Here is a 25,024-nt window from a genome sequence, read left to right on the forward strand (position 1 = left end):
GCCACCTTAACTTTCAAGACAGTTGCTGCACGCTATGTTGCCTTTTTCATGGCATCAGGCTTTCTCCATCCATTTTCCATCCTAGTCCTCGCGAAGCACCTCTTTGGGGTTGATACTGCTGTTCATCGGTAGGCGGTGATGTGGATAATCAAATAAAATCATCGGGCCAGAAACTTATATCTATTCTATCAGTCAAATTCACTAGCTTTGTAAGCATAGAACTTGGTAACGATATACCCGAGTACCTACTTGGTTCTACTATACTAATCTGGAGAACACGGCAATCATCTGTATTCAAGTTTTGCGAAAATTGTTTTAGCTCAAGTGTGAGTGTTCCCAGAAGGTTGGTCAACCACTCCAAATGTATCATAATATCGTTTGACTCTACGTGCGGCAGAGAGCAGACTTCCCACCACCCAGTATGACTTAAGCGAATTGGAGCGTCTTTTCGACGTTTAGAATATGGCCTGAGAAAGGGTTCGTCTTTTTTGCAAGCAAACGTTGGTGTTATTCTCAAAAGTGCCGTTACCTGTGCCGGATCAAGGTCAACATCTGCAAGAATAAAACTCCCGTGAGTTGGAATGCCAGCATTGCGATAAATCTTCTCATAAGTTTTTTGCACAACATAAGTTTTTCCATTTCGAATCTCTTCAATCACTCGGGTGCCATTGTGTTTCTTAAGTCGCTTATATCTTCCCAACAGTTTTTGGTTTGATATTTCTGTGCGATACCAACCTTTATTGAACACGGAACAAACAATATCGTCAATGAAGTTTTCAATTGAATGTGCGGGTGGGTAAGCTACCGTTCCGTCGTCTAGAACTTCAATGACAACATCGGAATCGCTGATTGCTTTTATCAGCGACGATTGAAGTGTTTCGTCTGTAAAGCGGAAAAACTCTCGATTTTCTTGCAAATGTTTTTCTCCACAAATAACATGATGAAAGATTGTCTATGGACTGACCGCCTAACTATTATTTATACAGAATCATTCTTTAATTAACCCCTGTGCGGGGTGTTATACAGACTGCGTCTGTATAACAGGCTATGTACAGATTATATAACCGTCCATTCCAAAGGGCAACTGAAAGCATATTATGCCTTTTCCTTGCATAGTTCCAGCACAGTATTCCGCGTTTCTCCTTCTGCCACGAATACCAATATATCGCCTGCTTTGAGGATGGTTTCACTGCGCCGCGGATTTGACCGGGCCGCCTTCATGCCAACCTCATCCTTATCACAAGTGCAGGGGGGATCTCGCTGAATTTTCCTCCCCATCCGAGCGGATGATCTTGCGGATGCTCAGGTGGGAAGGCGCGTTCTTCGAAGCCGTCTACAACGAATCCGTTTTGGAAGCCGAGGTTCATGTAGTATTGAAGCGGGCGCTCGAAATAGAGTTGGGGCTTGGGTTGTTCCCGCAATGCAAGTCCTTCGGCTTGATAGGGTGTCATGTATCGTGAGATCTTTACGGCGTAACGCGTTTTGATCTGTCCATCGTCCCATTCTTCGACGAGGTGTGTGGACGATGAATTGTTGAAAGCGGGGTGGCATAAGGAGAAGGCAAAGACCCCGTTCGGTTTGAGTAATTTTGGCAGAGTCTGAAATAAAGTCTCGATGTTCGCCATATCAAAGAGCGCCATATTCGAGAGGGCGGAGTCAAATTTATGCTTGCCCAAGGACAGAAGTTGCGATTCGTCGGTCGCGTCAATGACGTGATATGTAATTCGATGATTAGGGTTAGACCGTTCTTTAGCTTTCTCGATGAGATTGGCAGAAAAATCAAAAGCTGTGACGTTTGCTCCGAGCGATGCGAGGCGGCGCGAGGTCAGGCCGTTGCCACAGGCGATGTCGAGGATGTTCGAATCAGGCTGAACATCGAGAAAAGAGGCGAGAACGGGCCAGCAGAGGATGTTGAAGAAGTCGTTACCCTCGTCACCCATGCGTGAGTCCCACACTTCGGCGTTGGAGTCCCAGGCAGATTTTGCGAATTGATTGGGGTCATTTTTCATTGGGTTGTTTTACCATAAAATAGGTGGCAGGCATAATGACCGAACGTCAGGACATATGGGGTATAAAATTGGTACGCAGGCTGATACAATTGAAAGATACGAACATGGGTTAAGGACGCATGAATTCTGTTTTTTGACCGGGATTAGGTGCTTCATGGCGAAAATATTCGTTTCATATTCCAGAAAAGATTCAAAATATGCTCGCAACTTGATCAACTCCATCAAGGAGTTGAAGCATGACCCGTGGGTGGATTGGGAGGATATTCCCCCGGCAACCAACTGGATGGACCAGATCGAGTCTGGCATCGAGAAGTCGGATGCTTTCATTTTCTGCATCAGCCCAGATTCGGTTGCGTCTGAAGTATGTAACGTGGAATTAAGTCACGCCGCGAAATATAACAAACGTATTATCCCCATTGTTCTACGTGAAGTGCCAGCCAAAGATACCAACAATATCATCCGTCAGTTAAATTGGATCTTCTTGCGTGAAGAAGATGATCTTCAAAGTGCGCTTGGCAGACTCAAAGACGCAGTTGAACTCGATTTTGTATGGCTTGCGGAACACAACCGCTTGCTGGAAAAAACACTTGACTGGCATCACGGTAAGACAAATAGTTTGTTGTTGCGCGGCAGTGAATTACATCGCGTGCAAAAAGTTGTAGCAGAAGCAAAAGGTAAAGAACCTTTTCTGACGCCGTTGCAAGAGAAATTCCTGGAGAACAGCATCCAGAATGAGAGAAGAACTTATTTCCTCGGCATGATCGTTGGGATCGTATTGACGATATTGGCCGGGCTTACAGTCTTTGCCCTCGTTCAGAGAAACCTCGCCAAATTTAACGAAAGAGAAGCGACAAAACAAGCCGCGATCGCCTCTGAGAATGCGCTGGTGGCATTGAAGAATGAGCGTGAAGCTAGAAAAGCTCAACAAGAAGCGGAAGATCAGCGCCAGATCGCTGAAGAGCAACGTTCCATTGCAGACGATCAACGCAAGGTTGCGGAAGAACGGGCAAGATTTGCACTGGCACAACAAAGCGCGGCGAGGGCGCAGATCTATCAAAGCCAGCCGGGCGAACTGTATACCAGTACATTGCTGGCGATCAACTCATGGCAAACGGCACCCTCCTCTGAGGCAGAGGAAATTTTACGAAAGAACATCAGCCTTTTGCCGATCCCGGTAAAACAAACACAACGTGATGGCAAGATCAACTCACTCGAGTTCGACAGGCAGGGTGATATGTTCGTCACAGGCGGTGCGGATGGCAATGCCTGTGTGTGGAAGGCGTCAGATGGGGAAATGCAATTTTGTGTAACCAGCTCCGGGGCTGTGAATGACGCGGTATTTAGTCCCAATGGGAAACTGCTTGTGACCGGCGATATGACCGGGCTTGTGCAGATCATCCGCATTGAGGATCAAAATGTGCTGGCCACATACAAGGCTGGTGCCATTGTTTGGGATGTGGACATTCGCAAAGCGGGCGACCAGATCGCTGTCACGCGTGACGATGGCAGGATCACATTGCTCGATACAGCAACGGGTAAACGAAAATATGATTTGCAGGCATCCGGCAGACTCAAGATCGCATCGTTCAGCCCCGACGGAAGATACATTGCCGTGGGTTCGAGTATTGGCGCTGTGACGCTTTGGAATCTTGATGATGGCAAGGCTGTTTCGAGTGGAAGACATAAAGGGGAAGTGCTCGCGCTTGTATTCAGCCCGGATAGTAAGTATCTTGTCACAGGCGGCGCCGATAGCATGGCCGTGGCCGCGAAAACGATCGACGGGCAGGAAGTCTATCGCCTCTTGCACGAAGATTGGGTGCAGGATATCGCCTTCAACCCCGATAACTCATGGTTCGCCACTGTTTCGAATGATCGTCGCATTCGGCTTTGGGATACAGCCGATGGCGATGAACGTTTGCGCATGTCGCAGAATAGTTTTGTGAAGCAGGTCAAGGTTAGTGCGAACGGTCAATGGCTTGCCACCACAGGCGCCGATAAAACTGTGCGTGTGTGGAACGCCTCCACGGGTACCGAGATGTTCCAGATTCCGTTGAAGGGTGAGGGCACGGTGGTTGGTTTCAGTGCGGATGGTACAAGGCTTGTGGAAGGTGACACAACAGGCGAACTCAATGTCTGGGATATTTCTGTGATGCCTGCCCCCGAAAACTATCTCCAATTTCCTGGCTTGGTCGGAGACGTGCATTACAGTCCTTCCGGGGATTGGATGGCCGCTTCAGACGGACCCCGAGTTTGGTTGCTACAACCCGGGCAGTTATCCACGCTGACATCGCGTTCGCTTGGCAGGCCAACTCTCGAAGTGAACGGAAACGTGATGGCCATGGAATTCAGCCCCGACTCAACATGGTTGGGAATTTCCACTGATACCGGGAATGTGACCGTCTACCAGATCAAAAATAGATCATCTCAAACATTCACAACATCCGGCGGTGACCACGAGATAGCCTTTACCTCCGATAATACACGTCTGCTTGTGGGCCAACCCGGCTGGAGTGTGGATGCATGGGACCTGAAAACAAGAGAACAATTGGTTGCTTTCGCCGGTGGTCAACAGGAAGTGATGTCTTTTGCAGTAGGGCCGTCAATGATCGCATTGGGGCTAACGGACAAAGTCACAATATTGAATGATGCCGGTGAAAAGGTACAAGAGATCGATTCTCCCGGTGAGCATTCGCTATTGATGTTCAGTTCAGACGGTTCGTTGCTTGCCTCCAGCAATTCGGCTGGGTTGGTCAATCTCTGGAAAAACACGAATGGGAAGTTCGTCTTTGTCGATTCTATTCGTAAGGATGCTGTGTATTCCATGACCTTCAACCCGGCTGGCAATCGTCTGGCTGTTGGTGCCACGAATGCGGTCTACTTGATCGATACCGCCACAGTAGATGAAGTGGCACGCATCCCGCATGCGGGCAAAGTGGATGGCGTTTCCTATTCAATCGGCGGACAGATCATGGCGACAGCCTCGCTCAAAGCCATCCAGTTTTGGGATGTAACGAAGATCGAAAACGTTCAGGCAGATGCCCTCATTCCGACTGCTTGCTCGCGCCTGACAGCCAATTTCTCCGAAGCGCAGTGGAGTAACCTGTTCGGCAGTGAGCCATATAGAAAACTATGTGAAGCATTGCCATAGTTCAATAAAAGAACTCCGAGTTTTCGCAATGAGAAACTCGGAGTTCTGTATTTAAGAGTGAAAATCTATATTTGCGCCTTACAGCCTGACGTTCCTGATATATAATGATAAAAATCTATCGGGCAATTCAAGAATGAGGCTACCATGGCGAACGAAACCCAACTCAAGACATTTCTCAGTTACTCACGGGCGAACAAGGACTTTGCCATCAGGTTAGCCAAGGAATTGAAATCAGAGGGATTCTCCGTTTGGCTGGATCAGTTGGATATCCCTGCCGGCTCGCGTTGGGATCGGGAAGTTGAAAAAGCACTGAAAGAGTGCGAAATCTTCATGATTATCCTGACATCTGCCTCCGTGGATTCGGAAAATGTGCTGGATGAGATCGGATACGCCATTGATACAGGTAAACGTTTTTTGCCTGTATTACTTGAAAAATGTGATGTTCCTTTTCGCCTAAGGCGTTTTCAATATGTTGATTTTACGAATAAGAACTTTGATGATGGGGTGGAATCAGCCAAAGACTTGCTTAGAAACCTGATTGCACAAACTACAACTTCACAGAGAACCCAACCTGAGTCTCAAGGGCAAACAACTCAACCTGATACGGGACAAGTTGCCACACAAAAAGCCGAGGAGGAGCGGCTTGCCCAAGTCAAGGCCGATACCGAGCGAAAAGCCAAGGAAGAAGCGGATCGTCTCGCTGCGCAGAAAGCTGAATCAGATCGAGTAGCCAAACAAAAGGTAGAAGAGGAACGGCTCGCTCAAGTCAAAGCGAAGGAAGAAGCGGACCGAATTGCCAAGGCAGAAGCAAAGGGTAAAACGAAAGACAAATCCACGCCCGCTAAAAAGAGACCTGTCTTAAAAGGGATTGTAATTGGCATTGTTGTGATCGTTTTATGTGCCATTGTTGGTATTGGATTTAACATTCTCTCCAATAGGAATACTCCAACTCCGGACGTTGAAGGCGGCGTAATCCATTATGATCTTGATTGTTACGATATGAATGTTAGCAATGAGGACAGAAAAACAGTTCCTCTGTACAGTGGGGCTACAGTTGTTGTATCTCTTCAACATTGTGAGTCCGGGACATATAAATCGACAGGCTCCATTACGCCAAATTCTTCGATCGATTCTTACCTGACGAATGTTTCTGAATTTAAAATTACGGGAAATGCATACTTGGAGATTCATGGAAATAAGATATTTAAGTGGACGTTTGCAGCAACCCCGTAAGGATTACAGAAGAAAATAATCGCAAAGTAAAAAATCTGCCGAAGTCATTTGACTTCGGCAGATTTTTATAAACTTCAGGTATTGATATGACTGAATATGCTTACAGTCCAGCCGCGCTCTTGAGAGCTTCGGCTTTGTCAGTGCGTTCCCAGGGGAATTGGACATCGTCACGGCCAAAGTGACCGTAGGCGGCGGTTTGGCGATAGATCGGCTTGCGCAGGCCAAGGTCACGGATGATCGCGCCGGGGCGCAGATCAAAGTATTGGCTGATGAGGTCCGCGATGTGTTCGTCTGAGATCTTGGCGGTGCCAAAGGTTTCAACGTTCACAGAAAGCGGATGTGCTACACCGATGGCGTAAGAGACCTGTACTTCCACGCGGTCAGCGATGCCAGCGGCTACGATGTTCTTCGCAACATAACGCGCGGCGTACGCGGCGGAGCGATCCACTTTTGTGGGATCCTTACCGCTGAATGCGCCGCCACCGTGACGACCCATGCCGCCGTAGGTATCTACGATAATCTTGCGGCCGGTCAAGCCAGCGTCGCCCATGGGGCCACCGACAACGAAACGGCCGGTCGGGTTGACGTAGACTTTGATGTTGTTATCCACCAATTCTTTGGGCAGAGCGGGCATGATGAGTTGATCTGTGACAACTTCGGCGATCTCAGCTTGTGAGACTTCCGGTGCGTGTTGAGTGGAGATCAGGACGGTGTCCACGCGAACGGGCTTGCCCTTCGAGTATTCGATCGTCACCTGGCTCTTCGCATCTGGACGAAGCCAGGGAATGGTTCCGTTTTTACGAAGCTCGCTTTGCCGACGAGTTAACTTGTGTGCGAGGTAGATCGGCAACGGCATGAGGGTGGGGGTTTCATTACAAGCAAAGCCGAACATCATACCCTGATCGCCTGCGCCGATGGATTCAACTTCCTCATCAGTGAGGTGATGTCCATCACGTGTTTCGAGCGCGTTGTTCACGCCCATGGCGATATCGCCAGATTGTTTGGCAATGGCGACGAGAACACCGCAGGTGTTGCCATCGAAACCTTTGTCGCTTGAGTCGTAGCCGATCTCGTTGATGACCTTGCGGGCCAGTTCATCGTAATTGATCTGCGCCTTGGTTGTGATCTCGCCCAACAATGCGACGAAGCCGGTCTTGGTAGCGGTCTCGCAGGCAACGCGTGAGCGTGGATCCTGTTCGAGACATGCATCCAGCACTGCGTCAGAGATCTGATCGCAGAGCTTGTCGGGGTGTCCTTCAGTCACTGATTCAGACGTGAACATCAGTTTTGAGGACGTCATAAAAGTGTTGCTCATTTGTTTATTTCTCCTTAAGAAAATAAGATTGCCCCATCAGACGAACAAGAAAGGGCAATCTCATATTTTTCGATTGTAGCCCTCTCATCTCCCAGGACATCCGTCTGTCGGAATTGGCACCTTTTCAACGTGATCTAATGAGAACCTTTGTTGATAGGTTGTCGAGGCATCGCAGGGCCGTTCCCTCCGCCTCTCTGGATAAGAGCGCCTTGTGGGGCTATTGAATTGTGTTTGGATATTACCACATGGAAAACGTTGAGTCAATTAAATAACTTGTTATTAATGAATTGTTATTGACTCACTGCACAGCGAAATCCAATGCGTGGTGAAAAGTCACCGAGATATTCTTTTGAATTTTCCAAAGCGTTTAGATCTGAACCCAACACAGATGAACGCTTCGATACGCGGATGTTGATCTCTGCATCACCCAAACTTCCACCGCGTACTACACGGAAGAAATTGGAACTCGTCTGTGGCCCCAGTGGATTCACTGTTTCGGCATTTGCGTAATAATTGGAATTATAAAAATCATTCGTCCATTCAGCGACGTTGCCTGCCATATCCAATACGCCAAACGGACTGGCTCCCAATGGGTAACTCCCTACACGTGATGTATCTTTGACCATAAAGTTGAAGTTGGTAAATCGTTCATCAGATTTATCTTCGCCCCATGGGAAAGTTCGCAGGTCATCACCGCGTGCGGCGCGTTCCCATTCCGCTTCAGTGGGGAGACGCTCACCGGCCCATTCGCAGTATGTTTTTGCCTGCCCCCATGTCACATGCACAACGGGATAATCTTTAAACTCAGAGATGTTGTAGTATTCCTGTCTTCGTTGTGACCCAAGGTTTTGTGGGAGCGTACACTTGCCAGCGCTGACACATAATTGATACATGGCATTCGTTACTTCGAGTTGGTCCATCCAGAACGCGTCGAGCGTGACATCATGAGCAGGGAATTCATCCGGCGCGGCGCGGACGTCATAGCCACCCATGTGAAGTATTCCCGCTGGGATATACACCTGTGGCATGCCGTTGATGGATGACACACGTACATTCAGAGGCTCTTCCGTTGGCGCAATTGCCGGTGTGACAATAACCTCAACGGTTGCACTCGGAGCTACAGTGGGCATAGCTGTGGAAGTAGATGGCACTGTTGAAGTTGATTCGACTACGGGAGTTTGAGTCTGCCCTGCGCATGCGGTGATGATGAAGATGAACAATAGGGTCGGGATATATTTTTTCATGGATTGTCCTGAATTAACACAAAGTGACAGCCACCTTGTAGATAGATGGCTGTCACTTAAGTATAGTATTGCTAAGGCGTGGCTCCCACAAAGCTCAATGCATACAAAGCATCTTCATATCCCGGGTGGACGGATAATGCCTTGCGCCAGTTCTCGACCGCGCCTTTGACATCATCTTTGCGATAGAGCGCCCAACCGTGCCAGAGCCATGTCTCTTCAGACATTTGTGTTCGTTGTAAAGCGTAATCGGTCAACACTAACAGATCATCGGTTCGATGGGCGTGGAAGTTGGCGAGGAACGGGCCGAATTGATAACGGAACATGCGTTGTGGCAAGCCAAGTTCACGCGCCTTGTCATATGCAACATTGGCTTCATCGTAACGCTCAAAGTAGACGAGATTACTGCCAAGGTTGAACCACGCGAATGAGTCCGATGGGTCGGTGATAGTAGCGGCCTCAGATGCGGCAAGGCTGTTTTGGCGATTCAAGTCCGGGTCCCAATTTGAGCCGAGCAGTCCCTTCATCTCCTCTTCCTGATCGGGGAGATAAAGAACGATATATAAATAGTTGAACGGCTTCCATTCATCCAGTGTTTTGGTGTATTCCACTTTTTGATCGGGGCCTCGATAGGCATCCTGCACAGTGAAGGTTTGAGTGGCATCATCGTAGCCAGTGACCAGAAGATAATGCGCGGCCCATAGATCATCGTCAGGCCAGCCGGTGTCATCGGGGTTAAGAGACGTGGTACCTTCGATGATGACGGGATATCCTTTGGAGACGAGACGTTTGAGCGTATCAAGATCGCCGCCCACACGGTACTCGATGCGAAGCCAACCCGCGTAATTGCGTACCCAATATGCGAGTTCCTCGGGGTTCACATTGCGGTCACCCGTGACTGGTTTGATGACATCCGAAATATCTTTTTGTGAGCCATTCCAGCCAAAGATGTGAAGCATCATCGACAATGCCGCCGGGCCACAATTATTTGGCGATTGTTTTTCGTATGGAGGGGAAGTGATGAACGCCTGCGGCGGAAGCGGCTCAAGCGTGGACGTGGGGACTGGTACAGTCTCGATTGCCTGTTGTGTCGGGACAGCGGTTTGCGTGGGCGTCACCGGCGTGGATGTTGCGATACTTGTTGGGTTGGGAACGGCGGTGGGCACACTACCGACGGGATTGATGACATTCTGCACGTAGATCTTTGCGACTTCGAATCTCCATGCAACACGTTCCTTGATGGCAGGGATTTGCAAAAGGAGAATGCCGAGCACAAGAATGCCCAAACCAGCGAATGCGATATTTCTCTTTGACATGATAGGGGGACGACCTTTACGGTCATCCCCGGGGATGTTTCTGTTTAACATGCGGAAAGTTTACCAGAGTTGAATGAGTCTAATTTAATCCATGTCCCAACAACTTCAACGCCGCCGCAACGGATGGGTCGGTGTCGAAGTAGAACGTTGTCCAATCAGCATAGGCCTCAATATCTGTAACAATGCCAGTTTGTTCCCAATCGGTATCCGAGAACGCGGAATCGAATTTCTCAGCGGCGATCCAAAGCACAGATCCATCCTCAAACGTGGACCCGTGCAAGACTTCCACATTTCCCAAGCTGGTCTTACCGGTGATCTTTGCGTGGCGGGCATCTTTCATAACACCTGCGAAGATCTCACCGAAACTTGCTGTGCCCTCGCCGACCATCACCACAAGTGGAACGGTCTGTGAATTGTTGACCGGGTTGGCTTTGATCTCCAGTGGGCGTGAAGCATCGCGGCTCACGAAGTTTCCAAGCCTCCCTTCGGTAAAGAAGGAAAGGATCGGGTAAAGAACTGTACTGCTCCCGCCTCCGTTTAAGCGCACATCCAGTATCAATCCATCGAGTTGACCGAATTCTTTCAAGGCGTTTTCGATCTGTGGCGGTAAGGTTTCATCAAAGAAAGATGGGATAAAGATATAGCCGATGCGTGACCCGTCGTTAGTAGAAACGAGACGCGCGTCGATCGGTATATTTCCCTCCACTTTTGTGCGCATCACGATCACATCACGCGGCGCCTCGCCGGGTGATTGCACTTTCAACACCACGGCCGTGCATTCCGGTCCGCGTGTGAGTCTGGTGTCTTCTGGTGAAATAGGTTTCCCATCCAACGCCAGAATGCTGTCGTGTGATTGTAGGCCTGCATATTCGGCGGGCGAGCCGGGAAAGGTCGAAATAACAACCAGACTGTTGTTGTCGGGGTTTATGTTGCTATAAATACCCACGCCCACAAATTCCGATTCCCCTTTCAATTCAGCATCTGATGCTTCCACTTCGACCGGTGAAATGAACGAGGAATGATCGTCTTGCAATTCGTCGATCATCGCTTGCATTTGGAAATAAAACTCTTGTGTTTCCATGCCAGCTTCGACCATGGCACGGTAACGTGCTACGATCCCGTCCCAATCCTTGCCGTTGTAATCGGGGTAAACATATTTATCTTCCACAATGCTCTTGATCTCATTAAGGATTCGCAATTGTTTGCTCTTCGATATTTCCTTCACATCGAAGGTCTGAATCGGTTGCACGACATCATCAGGCGAAAGGGTCGCTACAGGCCGCGACTTGCATTGTGGCGGGATGAACGCTGGGACAAGTTGAGTAGGTGTAGGTGTTACTGTGACTGTTGGTGTGAACGTAGGGACGGGTGTAGCAGTTGGTGGCACGATCATTTGTGTCACAAAATTACAAGCCAACAACGATAAGACCAATGCACCGAAAGCGATTCGTTTTATTTTCATGGATACCTTTATATGGTTACGTATTCCATTCTTTCACACGTTCCAGCAACTCAGAGATCGGTTTAAGCTCTGATACAGCGACGGCCATATTCTTTGTACGTGTTCGATCATATTGAAACACACGCGTTCCTTCCGGGATCGGGTTTGCGCGGCGATTGAACTCCTCATGCGTCTGCCAACCTGCCAGCAAAACATCCAGGCCATAGACCCAGATATTGCCCCAATCCATTTCACCGATGACGTGAGTCTCTTTGCGCAACGGGCTATGGATTCCGATGCGGGCATTCGGCAAAGACTTACTTTGGATGTACGCCACTGAACAGAATCCACTCTCGATCTGGACTCTCGTATTGGGCGGCAACTCCACACTGACGGTCCGCGTCTCTCGCCTTTCATCCTGCCCATTGACTTCGACGACTTGAGTCTCCACTGAGTCCGATTTCAAGACCAACGCCCCAAGCGGATTCCATTTCACCGGTCGCATCCACGCCTCAGGCATCACATGGACAAGATGATACGGTTGCTTCTTGTAAATTGCTTTTTGCAAATCTTCTTGTGACGCGGCAATAAGACCCGATAAAAACGCGAATAGATAAATATCTTTATCTGAACGTCCCTCGCTTAGATTCTGTTCCGAAGGAACAAGTGCAGGCGCTTTCAACACAACCTGCGGATTACGTTTCATCTCCATGACTTGTTCGCGATACGAGATCAAAAAAGATTTGATGTCACATCGTCGCCCGCCCAGTGACACATCATACCGCTCTGGGTCCGTGAACGGTTTTGCCCCCTTCACCTCAAAAGGGACATTCTGCTCCGCAAGATACCTCCGAAATGCCAACTCCACCGCCACACTCGCCACTGTCCTGCGCAAGCGGTCATAAATAGAACTCCCTGTCCGCGTGTACATGAAGGGTAACGAATGGAGCGCATACGCGATCCCGCCCTCGGTCAGGTCACGGGTGTAGGGGAGGTGGATGAAATCAGGGGAGGACAGCATTGAGCACTGTTGTTAAGATAATCACCACCACATTACAGATTGTCACAAGTGCTACTACAACAGTAGCTATAGACATTATTTTTGTCCACTTATTCAGTGCTCTCGTATGTTCATCTTGACTACGGTGGAAAAGTTCGTCACGATAATCATTGTAACTATACGCGACGTTCTTTGCCTCAGCACGCATTCGATCATGAATTTCGTCTTTAGTCAGATCTACTAGAGATTTTTTTATATCCATAATATCCTCCTTTTGAAGTTTCAATCATTCCTAAACTGCAAACAATAGTGATGGAACGTATTGCTCACCCAAGCAGACCCCATGCCGAACGGCGCGAGGGGTTGGTTATCTTGTAACCAGATCTTTTCGTCTTTGAGTGTGTAGGTCTTGCCGAGTTCGCGGGCAATGTCCCATGCGAGGGGATAAATTTTCCCGCCCTTCTTTACGTTCTTGACGATGATCGTGATGTAGGATTTTTCTCGCAGTAAGGGTTTTAGCCCCTCATAGATATGAACCAGTTTTCCAAGAAACTCTTCGTAATCAGCGATATTCCCCATATCGTTCGGGTCATCTGAATAATGGACATCCAACTTATCCGAGTCGCGGCGTTTCTTTTGATTCTCTGCGCCTTTTACGCGGAGCATGTCCCAGTAAGGTGGCGAAGTTAATACATAGTCGAAGATTGGTAATTGGTAAGTGTTAATTTTTGCCGCATCCCCATTTACGATTTCAGATTTCAGATTGATGATCGCTTCACCAAGCGTATTGCGTTCATCTTCGATGATCTGCTTTGCGATCTTCGCATATTTAGGATTCAACTCAATACCATAACTGTTCCGCCCCGCACGCAAGGCCGCAACGAGAGTCGAACCTGTCCCTGCCATGGGGTCGAGGACGGTTTCGCCTTCCATGGTGAAAAACTCAATGAATTCCTGCGCCATCGTCTCAGGGTACTTGGCGGGATGGACCAAGACTCCCTTTTTACGAGGAGGTGGGTTATGAATGAACCATGATTTCTGGAACTTCAGCCATTCTTTATTCGTGAGGTTGTTGAGTTTATTTCGGGCCATATGAAGATTATATCGTAGGGGCGACCCTTGACTGCCGGGGTTGTAAATATTGTCGTTATGGTTTTATATCAGGCTCAGTACCCTTTTAAACCCTGACGGGTCGCCCTTACGGCATGGGCGTTTTTGTTGGTACTGTGTAACTCACATCATACACGACGAAATCGGAAAATATAACGCTGACCGGTGTATCCCCTCCGCCGCGCGCAAAGACGCCGAACCCGCCACTTGAAAAAGCAATATCTGTCACGCTGAATTGGAATCGTCCGTTGAGGAAGAGGCGCATTTCACCGCCAACAGCCCAGAGACCGATGTGTACTTCACCGGGTGCACCGGCGGGTGCATCTCCGCTGGGGACGGGTTGTTGCAACCCCAAACGTACATTGGACTTGATCCGTTCCGCTTGGATCATGGAATTACAGGCGAGGCTAAACCGATAGAAAGAATTTCCCTGCGAACGGACGATGAGTCCGTAACTATCCTCGCCACGGCACAGGCTAAGATTCACTGTGATCTCGGCGTAGAAATCTGTGAGGAGCGCAATACGATTCATGCTGGTAAGCGTAATGCCCGGTTGAGCGAATAAGGATAAACGGTTGCGGCTGATGTTAGCGCTCCCTTGATCGGATGTGGCAGTGTCCCAGTTGGAGTCATCTGAGAAGTCGTCTGAAAGAATTTCTGCGCCGATACCGGGGCTCATTTCGGGCGTGCCTGTGTAGGTAGGGAATGCCAACAGCGTAGATGTGGCTGATGGGGGGAACCAGATCACAGTTGAGGTGGGAAGCGCTGTTTCACTCGGTTGAGGAGTTTCAGTGGGCAGAATCGTCTGAGACGGCAGGCAAGCCGTCAGTGTGAGAAATCCAACAAAAAGAAATATTACAAATATACGTTGCATGATGTTGTACAATTAAGAGGTATTCTACCTCGACATAAAGGAGATTGAATGACCGAAAAACTTGTGCTGGTGACTGGCGCTTGTGGTGAGATTGGTCAGGCTCTTATTCAGGGGTTGGCAAAACGTGGGGGCTATAAAATCGTAACATCAGATCTGGCTCCACTGCCCGATAGCATTAAGGCGATGTCGGCGGAGCACGCGCAAGGGGATCTGGTATACAAGATCAAAACTTTCTACGATTATGATTTCGATGTGGTCTTTCACTTGGCGGCTTCGCTTTCCTCGAAGGCGGAGGTTTCCAGTGAAGATGCGCATCGCATCAACGTGGAAGGCACGATGCAACTGCTGATGATGGCGGCGTATCGTTCGGAGAAATATCACAAAGATGTGAAGTTTGTGTTCCCGAGTTCGATTGCCGCGTATGGTATGCCGAGTCTTGAAGCGAAGAAGACGGCCGGGCTTGTGACCGAAACCGAGTTTAATTTTCCGCATACGATGTATGGATGTAATAAACTGTATTGCGAAAAATTGGGGATGTACTACAGCAAGTACAACGGTCAAAAACATTTGGATGAAAACCCGCCTCATTTTCTGGACTTTAGAGGGATCCGGTTCCCCGGCTTGATCTCAGCCTTTACCTTGCCTAGTGGCGGGACAAGTGACTATGGTCCCGAGATGCTTCATGCGGCGGCACAGGGAAAACCCTATTCGTGTTTCGTGCGTGAGGATACGAAGATCTCGTTCATGGCGATGCCCGATGCGATCAAATCTTTGTTGATGATGTTGGATGTGCCGCGTGAAAAGTTGAACCATCAAGTGTATAACATCGCGGCATTTGCGATCACAGCAGGGGAGTTCCGTGACCGTGCGATGAAGGCTTTCCCTGATGCGAAGATCACCTTCGAACCCAATCCGCGCCGACAGGGCATCGTCGATTCGTGGCCTGAAGATGTGGATGATTCCCTCGCGCGTACAGAATGGGGCTGGGAACCAGATTACGATGAAAACCGTTTCTTCGATGAATATTTTTTACCGGAGATCAAGAAACGATATGGAAAATAATTTGTAGGGACGGGCGGCCGCCCGTCCCTACGGGTTTGTGTGTACCCTGATATAATCCCCGCCGATGAAAATACGGAAACTATTTTTTATTAGCTCGTTATTTTTGGTCTTGTTATTGATCGGCATGGCCTTGCCTGCGTATAGCGTAACCGCTGCGCCGAACCAGCAGGGATTTATCACGGCTACACCGGGCCCTGATGGACGCATCATGTACACGGTTGTATCGGGTGATTCCTGTTCGCAGGTTGCACTGCTTCATAACATCACGGTCGCTCAGTTGCGCCTGTACAATACACGTCTCGATAAAGACTGTAATCTATCAGAGGGTCAACAACTGGTCGTTGGACTTGTTCCGCTGATTACTTCCCCCACGCCGGGGCCTGCTCCCACCAACACGCCTCCCGCTGTGACCTCCACTCCTTTCACTGGGACGACTGAGGTCTGTATCCTTTTGTTTAACGATATCAACGGTGATGCCTTGCGGCAGGAGATCGAACTAGGCATCGACGGTGGAGCGGTCAGTCTCACGAATTTGAACGGCTCGTACTCGCAGACTCAGAACACCACTTCGGCTCTTGACCCTGATCTGCAAGAACCGACCCGTGCATGTTTTAAAGATGTTCCACCCGGAAAATACAATGTCAGTATGGCCATCCCTGATGGATACAACCCGACGATGAATCCCACCTATACATTCGATGTCAAAGCCGGTGACCGTGCTTCTGTGGACTTTGGCGCACAATCCAAGACGGTGACGTCGCAAGAACCAGCGCCGACCACAACCGATGAAGGCGGAAGCCGTTCTCCCATGTTGGGCATATTCGGTTTGTTGTTGTTGCTCGGGGGAGTGGGGCTGGGGTACTTTGCGTATCGGTCAAACCAGCCAAAGAGTAAACTAAAAGATAGTCCGTTGATGAAGCGATAAGTACAAAAGAGACCACCGATTTCGGTGGTCTCTTTTATCTATCCCATTGGGTATTTCATTCTTTGTCCGCCGATCAAGTGCAGATGAAGATGAAATACGGTTTGGCCACCATCAGCTCCGGTGTTTGTGATGAGGCGGTATCCGCTCTGGTGAATCCCTTCTTCTTTTGCAAGTTTGCCAGCGATTGCAATGAGATGTCCCATGACTGGCTCATCTTCTGCTTCAAGGGCGTTCACGGATTCGATGTGTTTATTCGGGATAAGTAGAATATGCGTCGGCGTCACGGGGTGAATATCGCGAAAGGCTGTCACTTGTTCGTCACGGTACACGATCTCGGCTTTTGCCTCCCCTGAAACGATCTTACAGAAAATACATGTATCTGTCATATTTGCTCTGATCCTTGAAAAGCGGGCAATGATGTGGATGAAATGCGCTTTTAGCATATTTGCACAAAGTATGGGCGCAATTCTAACCGTTTCTTGTGGCATTGTTAGAAATATCTTACTTTCAGGCGTCGTCCATCTAAAAGGCGATATAATGCCACGCGAAGGAAAAAAACATGAACGAAACTATGTTAACCTGGCTGGTTTTCATTCTGGCCTTTGGCGGAATGATCATTATTCACGAACTCGGACACTACCTTGCCGCCTTAATGGTGAAAGTGGAAGTAGAAGAATTTGGTATCGGTTTCCCGACCCCCGGTGCAATTGCATTCTGGATCGCAAAAGGCTATTTCTTCTTGCGAAATGGCAAACGAGTGGAGATTCCTCGAAACTTCCGCATGCCGGTTCTATGGGATGAACTTGTTGACCGCGAAGTAAAGATCACCGTGGACGAGGTGGATGGCCGCCTGATCCTGCGTTCGATCGAAGCGGTTGTATATGAAGAAAAGCGACAAGCTCCCGCCCGTGGGCAAAAGCTTGATGAAATTTATGTAGACGAAGATGGTAATCCCATTGACCCGCCGAAAGACGATGTAAAAACGGAAGTTTCAAAGAAACTGATCACGGCTGGCAAGACGTTTGGTGCCGTACAGCTAACGGACGTGATCGCAGAAGTCCACCCCGGCACACGCTTTACGATCAACTGGCTTCCGATTGGTGGCTTTGTACGCCCGAAGGGTGAGAACGACCCCAACATTGAAGGTGGTCTTGCCGCCGCCGCGCCATGGAAGCGTTTGGTTGTGTTATTTGCTGGACCGTTGATGAACCTCGTGATGGCGGTCGTATTGATCAGTGTCATTATCAGCCAGATGGGCGGCATCATTTCTTCGCCGCTTGATGAGACCGGCCCGCAGGATATTCTCATTACTGAAGTTGTGCCGAACAGCCCGGCTGATCAAGCTGGTTTGCAGATGGGCGATATTCTGCGCACGGGCGCTGGACAAACTCTCAGCGGTGATAAAGACCTCGAAACTGTTATAACTGCCGGTAAAGATACGCCCACTGTCTTTGTTGTAGACAGACAGGGCGAGACCCTTGAATTAACCATCACGCCTCGTATGAATGAAGCTGCTGGGCGGCCTATGATCGGTATCGCGTATTGTGCCGGATGTGAATTCAAGCCGATCACCAATCCACTTGAAAACTTGAAATACAGTTTGCGTTTTACGGGTGTACAGATCAACTCTCTCGTCACGTTGCCTGTACGTTTGATCATGGGAACCATCCCTCCCGAGCAGGGACGTCTCGTTGGCTTGAAAGGTATCTTCGATATTGTAGGGCAGGGTGTGGCCAGCGATGTGAAGGCCAGCCAGGAGAAAGCCGCAACATCTCAAACATCATCTCCGTCTGCGGCATCAAGCCCGTATAACCAACCGGTGCAAACACTGTTCATCATCGCATCGCTTTCCATCAGTCTCGGTATCTTCAACCTCTTTCCGTTCCCTGCGCTTGATGGTGGACGTATCATCTTTGTCATTCCTGAGATGATCTTCCGCAAGCGTATTCCGCATCAGTTCGAGAACTATGTCCACGGGATCGGTATGATGCTCCTATTAGCTTTGATGCTTTATATCAACGTGCGCGATTTCATTGACCCTGTCACCTCAAACCTTCCATAAGATATGAACACTCAAACCACAACCTTTCAAACAGTGCTGGATGCTCTGCTTGCTTCAGGCAAGGATTTTCCCCGCCGCTACCTGCAACAGTTTTCAGATATTGGACCTCTCGAACTGAAGACTCTACTGGAAGTGTGGCCACGCGTCAAACCGGAACGCAAGCTGTCTCTGCTCGAGGGGCTTCGGTCGTTGGCTGAGAAAGATACCCTCGTCAACTTTGACGAGTTCGCGCGTGCCATTCTCAACGATACAGAAGCGACCGTCCGTGTGCAGGCCATTCGTTTGCTTGGCGAGTGCGATGATGTGAAACTGATCCCGTCGTATCTCAACCTGTTGAAGAACGACCCGGACGTGAACGTCCGTGCGGAGGCGGCGACTGCGCTCAACCTGTTCGTGGACCTCGGCGAGCTGGAGGAGATCACAGAAGAAACCTACGGGAAGCTACAGGCCGCTTTGCTCGAATCAGCCAACGGGTCGGATGAGGCGCGTGTTCGTCGTCATGCGTTGGAGTCGCTTGGATATGCATCCAACAATGCGGACGTGGTCGAGTTGGTCGAGTCATCTTTCGATCAAGGGAACAACGATTGGAAGGTCAGCGCATTGATCGCAATGGGACGTTCGGCCGATGACCGTTGGGAAGACCGCGTTCTTCGTTCGATGCTTGAGGAAAATAATGCGATCCGCAAGGCCGCGATACAAAGCGCGGGGTTGCTTGCGTTGAAGTCTGCACGTTTGCCGTTGTTGCGTATGTTGGAGACAGAGGAAGATGGTGATGTGATCAGTGCGGCGATCTGGTCGCTTTCGCAGATCGGCGGCGAGGATGTGCAACTCTACATCGAGACCCTGATCGATAACACGGAAGATGAAGACCTGATCGAGTTCCTTGAAGAGGCGCTTGAGAATCTGGCCTTCACCGAAGACCTCGACCGCTTTGAGTTGATGTCGTTTGACCCTGACGAGATCGATGGCCTTGAAGAACTCGAAGACCTTGAAGACCTCGAGAAACTTGATGGGGAAGAAGACGAGTAGGTTTTTGCTGCCCTAGAGGGTGCGTCGCACTCTTGGGATTAGGATACGTTCGCAACTTGAGCCCCGCCTGTTTATCAGATGGAGCTATCCGTGTGGTGCGACGCACTCCGGTAAGTAAGAGTATATTAAACACAATCACGGAGACGATATAATCTCCGTGATTTTTATGCGGCGGTAAACCCATGGCTTTTTCAACACTTTTTTCTACGTTTGCCAATAACATCCTTCCGATCATTTTGCTCGGAGGGGCTGGCTTTGCGCTGGGAAAGATACTACATGTCGATGCGCAGGCTTTGGGGCGGGTGGTCTTTTATGTGTTCAGCCCGGTCTTGATCTTCGACTTGATGATCAAGAATCAGCTTGAACTTAGCGAGGCCGCAATTGTGATCGGGTTCTCGACATCCATTATTTTGACGGTGGGATTGCTCACTTACCTTTTCGGGAAGTTGTTGAAACTGGAACGGCCTGCATTGATCTCGGTCATAGTAACATCCATGTTTGCGAACACAGGGAATTACGGTCTGCCGCTTGTCTCATTCGCGTTTGGGGAAAAGGCTTTGCCTTATGCAGGTATTTATTTTGTGACGACCACTTTGTTGTTCTACTCTCTCGGCGTTTTGCTTGCTTCTTTGGGACACATGAACTTCAAGGACGCTTTGCTCGGCTTGTTCAAAGTGCCAACATTGTACGCGGTGCTTCTGGCGTTGATCGTCAATACCTTGCACGTCGAACTTCCTCTTGCCATCAACCGTGCTGTGGAACTTGCCTCAGGTGGGACGATCCCTGCCATGCTTGTACTTCTTGGCTTGCAAATGACAAAAGTTGAATTCTCGAAGAATATGCGAGCCTTGCAATTGAGCGTGGCCATGCGTCTGCTCGTTGCACCTGCGCTTGCGCTCTTGGTGGCTGGGATATTTGGCATGCAAGGCTTTGCCCGTCAGGGAGCCATCACGCAGGCCTCCATGCCGAGTATGGTCAGTTCCACGGTTCTCGCATCGGAATATCACCTCGATACGAAACTTGTCGCGGCGGTTGTGCTGGTCAGCACGTTGTTGAGTCCGCTCACGTTGACGCCGTTGCTTGTGTTTTTAGGGAGATGAAATGAAATCGCCGTGTCGGTGGGTTCTCTCAGTTGTCAGCGTAGCGCTCATTCTGTTGAACGCGAAGCAGGCACAGGCCGCCGCCCTGACCGTGCCGAAGGAGCAGGCAGGAATCGACATGCAGATGTCGGCCTTCTATCAATTTGGGGATTTTGTCACGTTCACTGCACAGCTGAATTCCCCAGTCCAGATCCAAAAAGCATCCATCCTCATTCACGATAGTACGCAGATCATCACGCATGTAGAACCTGTTACGTTCAACGAGCAGGGTATTTCAGAATATCGTTTTGATACGCGGCAAAATATTTTGCGGCCGTTCACAACCGTCCTATGGCGATATGAATTGACGTTGGCCGATGGGAGCATTGTGCAAAGCGCCACAGGCTCGATCCGTTATGACGATGATCGCTTCTCGTGGCAAACGCTCGATGCCGATGCGCTTCACGTCCATTGGTATAACGGTGACCAGCAGTTTGGCGTATCTGCCTTGAACGCGGGGCAGGCGGGGCTTCAAACGATTGCCGGTGTGTTCCCTCCAGATCTTTCACAACCGATTGATGTGTATATCTACGCAAATGGGAACGATCTGCGCGGCACGTTGTATGGCGCAGAGACCTGGGCGGCAGGCCATGCCGATTCTGCGGCGGGTGTGGTCATGGTCACGGTTGAGCGGGATGTGAATCAAAACGCCGTCATGGAGCAACGCATTCCGCACGAGATCATGCACATCATGTTGTATCGCCAGATCGGCGCGGGATATAAGAACATCCCTGCCTGGTTGCGTGAGGGCATTGCCATGCTTGCGGAGGTCTATCCGAATCCCGATTATGACAGTGTTCTACAGGATGCTACATCACGTAACGCATTGATCCCCATCAGGGACTTGTGCGCTTCCTTCTCCCCGCAAATTGATACAGCGTTTCTGGCCTATGCTGAGTCCCGATCCTTTACCAATTACCTGCGCGGACAGTACGGTGCAGACGGCTTGTTGACTCTCGCCAAAGCCTACGCCGATGGCGTGGACTGTGAACGCGGAACCGAACGCGCCTTCGGGGTGACGCTCGCCAAACTCGAACGGGATTGGCATGTCAATGCACTCGGACAAACCAGCGCCTCCTCAATATTTGTGCGATTGGCTCCGTATCTGGTTTTGTTATGCATGGTGATCTTCTTCCCGTTGATCGGTGCAATTGGCTCCTCAATGAAAAAGAAGGGAGACTCAAATGGATAAAAAACATAAACCCGCATCTGACATTGTCCGCGCGCACATATGGGTGCAGGGACGTGTGCAAGGCGTTGGTTTTCGTGCCCACGTGGAATACGCCGCGCGGACGATCACCGGCATCACTGGCTGGGTGCGCAACGTGGGCTATGACACCGTCGAGGCCATCGCAGAAGGTGAGCGCGAAAACGTGGAGCGCTTCATCGAATGGATGCAGGAAGGTCCGCGCATGGCACGCGTGGACGAGTCTAAAGTGGAGTGGGAAGATGTGACGGGCGAGTTTCAGGGATTTGGTGTGAAGAGGAGCGGGTGAGGGGATAATGTCGGTGTTGCAGCCGTATCGGGTCATATCGGTAAGGCAGAACTGCTTATTTTTGCCATAATATTTGGTTGATGTGTCCGTCTTGAGACTTTATATTCTCATATGACTTTTGGATGATTTGCTCAAGGGTCGGTATCTCTACATCGCCAAGCCGTTTGATATAAACACAGTATCCAGTAGTGGTATGTTTACCTAACTTAGCCAGCAATTCAGAATAGCGTGCCGTGCCGTCCATCAGGTAAATGGTAGTCTTGCCTTTTCCTGGATGAAAGCCAAGAACATGACCGTCGCCTTCGCGCCCGCTGTCGTATTTATAGTGGTAGGTATCAAACCCGATAGTGCCCGCATTCCAAATCTTTGGCTTCTGCCCACTTATTCTCTGCATCATTTCTATAAGTACCTGGCAATCTTTTACCAACTGTTCATCCTCTAACGAAGCAATAAACTCTTTAACCGAAGTGTTGTTCTGAGCGGCCTTGCTTTTAGATGAAACGGTTGTTTTTTTCATGAGTATTCTCCTTTGTGAGATTGTAGAATTTATGTTCTATTTCGTCAAGGTGGAATAAAGGAGATTCTGAACAGAAGGGGCGAAAACATGGAGCGCTTCATCGAATGGATGCAGGAAGGTCCGCGCATGGCACGCGTGGACGAGGCCAAAGTGGAGTAGGAAGATGTGACGGGCGAGTTTCAGGGATTTGGTGTGAAGTGGAGTGGGTGAGGGGACGAAGTCGTCCAGCTAGAAAACTGCTTGACTGCGAAGCGTACCGCAGATCGGGCGAACGAGCCTCCAGCGAGCATCGCCCAGTCAAAGCGTGCACTTAGCGCTTTGACTGGGCATTTTTGGAAACGCCTACTCGCTCAATAACCAATTGCCATACATTGCTTGTTCCAGCGCATCCATAATGATTTGATCTGCTTGGCTTTCACTCATTCCAGAAGGAATTTTTGGATTGGTGTAATAGAAGCCAGCAGACCCGCATGTAAAATCTAATCCTGGATGTTGTGCTGCTAATTCTTGCTTGGCGCGAACACAATTTGCCGCAAGATTATTTTCAGCGGGAACGCGAATATTGCTAATAGATATACTGACAGGCGAAGTGCCATAATTACTTATACCGACAGGAAATTCAACGACATAACAACGATATGCGCTTGAATATGTGGATGCGTCTTTCGGGTTCTTGAGCATATATCCTGAAAGCGAGTTTTGGACATTGCCCGCAATAAGCATAACACCATTCAAATTCCAATCTCGTGTATCGGGCAACTGGGCGCAAACCTCAACGTTAGTAACAATCTCGCCTTTTTGAACATCGACCAAAGTCATTGTCACGTTGCCTGCTTGAACTGAATTACTACCCAATTGGGCATTTCCAACGACGATTTTCAACCAAACTGTGTTGCCATCGCCAGATACTGTTTGTCCATTAGCATTTTGTAGTTTGTAATGGATTTCGTAGACCCCATCCATATCAGGGACAGTAAAATCTGCGGAAATTTCTATAGATTCACCTGGATTTACAGATTTTGGCAATTTGATTTGATAGGGTTCGTTTAGGCTTTTTCCCAGCGGATGGAAAGAGTCGGTCAAAACCAGAAAATAATCTGTTGTCCATGTAGTCGAACCATTATTTTGAAGTTTCCACGTTTTAGTGAAAGTTACACCTTTTTCAATTTTGGTTCCATCGGGATAATTTTCAGTGAGGAAGTGTGCTATATCCCCTGCCGATGCTGATACTTGTATTGTGCTTGTAGGTACCGCAGGCTCTGACGTAATCGTTGGCGTTAGAGGCAAAAGCGTTTCAGTTGATACTACGGATGTTTGCTCTGCTGACAGGGTTGGGGTAAGGGCTAATTTTTGAGTAGGCGAGTTAGCAAGCACGAGTGCCACCACCAATAAGGTTGTAAACAAACCACCGCTAACGATGTAAAACAAGTTTTTCATGGGGATCCTCCGTGAAATGGTTTTGACGCCATTTTCGGTGGATTCGCTATTTATATCAACTATGGGTTTCCTTAATTCACCTGGGACAACCTCACCTATGGATTTCCCCAGGCGTAAAACTGCCTCAGTTCTTGAGCTTACTTGAAGTTTTTTGTAGATATTTTTCAGGTGGTATTCAACGGTACTTGCAGAAATACCGAGCGACAGGGCAATTTGTTTGTTGCTTTTGCCCTGTAAGAGAAGTCCCGTTACTTCCTTTTCACGCTCACTAAACTTGCTATCATCAATGTGCATGTTTTGTTTTCACTTGAAACCATTTTGACTTACTGCCCCAGCGCCAAGAGCACGCGTTATTGGGCAGTTTTATGCCTTCCCGTTTTTAATAACTACTGCCTCTTTAATTAGCAATGCGATTTGTGCAGAACTTATAAATAATCGCTGGCTTTCGGGTGGAAGAATAAATTGAGCCTTCCCTTCGGCAATCTCATAAGTGTCAATGTAGCCACGGTCTGAAACCAACTTGAACTGTCTGTTTGTTGTTTCCAAAAAAGCGATCCATCCCATAGACCAAAAATCTAGTGAAATGAGTTTTGAATCTTCGGGTAACTCTTTCATAATCTCGGACAGTTCAGACGGAAGTTGTTTTTCCATTTTCTGTTATTGATGGATT

23 protein-coding genes and 1 riboswitch are annotated in these 25,024 nt (G+C 49.1%); of the genes, 9 read left to right on the forward strand and 14 right to left on the reverse strand.

Annotated features, from left to right (window positions below; all coding sequences use genetic code 11):
• Window positions 1-148 precede the first annotated feature (148 nt).
• Window positions 149-916 carry a DUF4279 domain-containing protein gene (locus tag IPP66_10680; GenBank protein MBK9925746.1) on the reverse strand — a complete coding sequence of 256 codons (768 nt, stop codon included), beginning with the start codon at window positions 914-916 and terminating at the stop codon, window positions 149-151.
• A 301-nt stretch (window positions 917-1,217) separates the two neighbouring features.
• A complete protein-coding gene (locus tag IPP66_10685; protein ID MBK9925747.1) occupies window positions 1,218-2,009 on the reverse strand; it encodes a class I SAM-dependent methyltransferase in 792 nt (263 codons plus the stop codon).
• Window positions 2,010-2,163: 154 nt separating this feature from the next.
• On the opposite strand from IPP66_10685, the gene IPP66_10690 reads away from it, so the two are divergent.
• On the forward strand, window positions 2,164-5,157 hold the full coding sequence (locus IPP66_10690) for a TIR domain-containing protein (GenBank protein MBK9925748.1): 2,994 nt from the start codon (window positions 2,164-2,166) through the stop codon (window positions 5,155-5,157).
• A 144-nt stretch (window positions 5,158-5,301) separates the two neighbouring features.
• The gene (locus tag IPP66_10695) at window positions 5,302-6,390 is read left to right on the forward strand and encodes a TIR domain-containing protein (protein ID MBK9925749.1); all 1,089 of its coding nucleotides are present in this window, start codon (window positions 5,302-5,304) and stop codon (window positions 6,388-6,390) included.
• A 100-nt stretch (window positions 6,391-6,490) separates the two neighbouring features.
• Here the strand turns inward: IPP66_10695 and IPP66_10700 are convergent, their stop codons facing one another.
• The 8 genes from IPP66_10700 to IPP66_10735 form a co-directional block, all read right to left on the reverse strand.
• Window positions 6,491-7,690, reverse strand: coding sequence for a methionine adenosyltransferase (locus tag IPP66_10700; GenBank protein ID MBK9925750.1), 1,200 nt, complete (start codon window positions 7,688-7,690; stop codon window positions 6,491-6,493).
• A gap of 96 nt (window positions 7,691-7,786) precedes the next feature.
• Window positions 7,787-7,910, reverse strand: a riboswitch (SAM riboswitch).
• A gap of 85 nt (window positions 7,911-7,995) precedes the next feature.
• A complete protein-coding gene (locus IPP66_10705; protein MBK9925751.1) occupies window positions 7,996-8,949 on the reverse strand; it encodes an SUMF1/EgtB/PvdO family nonheme iron enzyme in 954 nt (317 codons plus the stop codon).
• Between the two features lie 71 nt (window positions 8,950-9,020).
• Window positions 9,021-10,262, reverse strand: coding sequence for a C39 family peptidase (locus IPP66_10710; GenBank protein MBK9925752.1), 1,242 nt, complete (start codon window positions 10,260-10,262; stop codon window positions 9,021-9,023).
• A gap of 79 nt (window positions 10,263-10,341) precedes the next feature.
• A complete protein-coding gene (locus IPP66_10715; GenBank protein ID MBK9925753.1) occupies window positions 10,342-11,724 on the reverse strand; it encodes a PDZ domain-containing protein in 1,383 nt (460 codons plus the stop codon).
• A 16-nt stretch (window positions 11,725-11,740) separates the two neighbouring features.
• Window positions 11,741-12,724 (reverse strand): hypothetical protein, encoded by a 984-nt coding sequence (locus tag IPP66_10720; GenBank protein ID MBK9925754.1) that lies wholly within the window; start codon window positions 12,722-12,724, stop codon window positions 11,741-11,743.
• The gene (locus tag IPP66_10725) at window positions 12,708-12,965 is read right to left on the reverse strand and encodes a hypothetical protein (GenBank protein ID MBK9925755.1); all 258 of its coding nucleotides are present in this window, start codon (window positions 12,963-12,965) and stop codon (window positions 12,708-12,710) included. The genes IPP66_10720 and IPP66_10725 overlap by 17 nt, the downstream gene beginning before the upstream one ends.
• 20 nt (window positions 12,966-12,985) lie before the next feature.
• Complete coding sequence (locus tag IPP66_10730) at window positions 12,986-13,795, reverse strand: site-specific DNA-methyltransferase (protein MBK9925756.1); 810 nt, start codon at window positions 13,793-13,795, stop codon at window positions 12,986-12,988.
• A gap of 106 nt (window positions 13,796-13,901) precedes the next feature.
• On the reverse strand, window positions 13,902-14,687 hold the full coding sequence (locus IPP66_10735) for a hypothetical protein (protein ID MBK9925757.1): 786 nt from the start codon (window positions 14,685-14,687) through the stop codon (window positions 13,902-13,904).
• Window positions 14,688-14,735: 48 nt separating this feature from the next.
• On the opposite strand from IPP66_10735, the gene IPP66_10740 reads away from it, so the two are divergent.
• Window positions 14,736-15,749 carry an NAD-dependent epimerase/dehydratase family protein gene (locus tag IPP66_10740; GenBank protein MBK9925758.1) on the forward strand — a complete coding sequence of 338 codons (1,014 nt, stop codon included), beginning with the start codon at window positions 14,736-14,738 and terminating at the stop codon, window positions 15,747-15,749.
• 64 nt (window positions 15,750-15,813) lie between these two features.
• Window positions 15,814-16,674 (forward strand): LysM peptidoglycan-binding domain-containing protein, encoded by an 861-nt coding sequence (locus IPP66_10745; GenBank protein ID MBK9925759.1) that lies wholly within the window; start codon window positions 15,814-15,816, stop codon window positions 16,672-16,674.
• Between the two features lie 38 nt (window positions 16,675-16,712).
• On the opposite strand, the gene IPP66_10750 is transcribed toward IPP66_10745, so the two are convergent.
• Window positions 16,713-17,060, reverse strand: a complete 348-nt coding sequence (locus IPP66_10750) for a histidine triad nucleotide-binding protein (protein ID MBK9925760.1) — start codon at window positions 17,058-17,060, stop codon at window positions 16,713-16,715.
• A gap of 173 nt (window positions 17,061-17,233) precedes the next feature.
• Between IPP66_10750 and IPP66_10755 the strand changes: the two genes are divergently transcribed.
• The 5 genes from IPP66_10755 (at window position 17,234) to IPP66_10775 (ending at window position 22,400) form a co-directional block, all read left to right on the forward strand.
• Complete coding sequence (locus tag IPP66_10755) at window positions 17,234-18,736, forward strand: site-2 protease family protein (GenBank protein MBK9925761.1); 1,503 nt, start codon at window positions 17,234-17,236, stop codon at window positions 18,734-18,736.
• A 3-nt stretch (window positions 18,737-18,739) separates the two neighbouring features.
• Window positions 18,740-19,765 carry a HEAT repeat domain-containing protein gene (locus tag IPP66_10760; GenBank protein ID MBK9925762.1) on the forward strand — a complete coding sequence of 342 codons (1,026 nt, stop codon included), beginning with the start codon at window positions 18,740-18,742 and terminating at the stop codon, window positions 19,763-19,765.
• A gap of 182 nt (window positions 19,766-19,947) precedes the next feature.
• Complete coding sequence (locus IPP66_10765; GenBank protein ID MBK9925763.1) at window positions 19,948-20,865, forward strand: AEC family transporter; 918 nt, start codon at window positions 19,948-19,950, stop codon at window positions 20,863-20,865.
• A gap of 1 nt (window position 20,866) precedes the next feature.
• Window positions 20,867-22,096 carry a hypothetical protein gene (locus IPP66_10770; GenBank protein ID MBK9925764.1) on the forward strand — a complete coding sequence of 410 codons (1,230 nt, stop codon included), beginning with the start codon at window positions 20,867-20,869 and terminating at the stop codon, window positions 22,094-22,096.
• Window positions 22,089-22,400 carry an acylphosphatase gene (locus IPP66_10775; GenBank protein ID MBK9925765.1) on the forward strand — a complete coding sequence of 104 codons (312 nt, stop codon included), beginning with the start codon at window positions 22,089-22,091 and terminating at the stop codon, window positions 22,398-22,400. Before IPP66_10770 ends, IPP66_10775 begins: the two co-directional genes overlap by 8 nt.
• 55 nt (window positions 22,401-22,455) lie before the next feature.
• Here IPP66_10775 and IPP66_10780 read toward each other — a convergent pair whose 3' ends face one another.
• The 3 genes from IPP66_10780 to IPP66_10790 all read right to left on the reverse strand — a co-directional run bounded on the left by IPP66_10780 (window position 22,456) and on the right by IPP66_10790 (window position 25,005).
• Window positions 22,456-22,917, reverse strand: coding sequence for a DUF1801 domain-containing protein (locus tag IPP66_10780; GenBank protein ID MBK9925766.1), 462 nt, complete (start codon window positions 22,915-22,917; stop codon window positions 22,456-22,458).
• 342 nt (window positions 22,918-23,259) lie between these two features.
• Window positions 23,260-24,648 (reverse strand): hypothetical protein, encoded by a 1,389-nt coding sequence (locus IPP66_10785; protein MBK9925767.1) that lies wholly within the window; start codon window positions 24,646-24,648, stop codon window positions 23,260-23,262.
• Window positions 24,649-24,717: 69 nt separating this feature from the next.
• Window positions 24,718-25,005, reverse strand: a complete 288-nt coding sequence (locus tag IPP66_10790) for a hypothetical protein (GenBank protein MBK9925768.1) — start codon at window positions 25,003-25,005, stop codon at window positions 24,718-24,720.
• Between the last annotated feature and the right edge of the window lie 19 nt (window positions 25,006-25,024).

This window comes from Candidatus Defluviilinea proxima (genome assembly GCA_016721115.1).
GTDB classification, from domain to species: Bacteria; Chloroflexota; Anaerolineae; order Anaerolineales; family Villigracilaceae; genus Defluviilinea; species Defluviilinea proxima.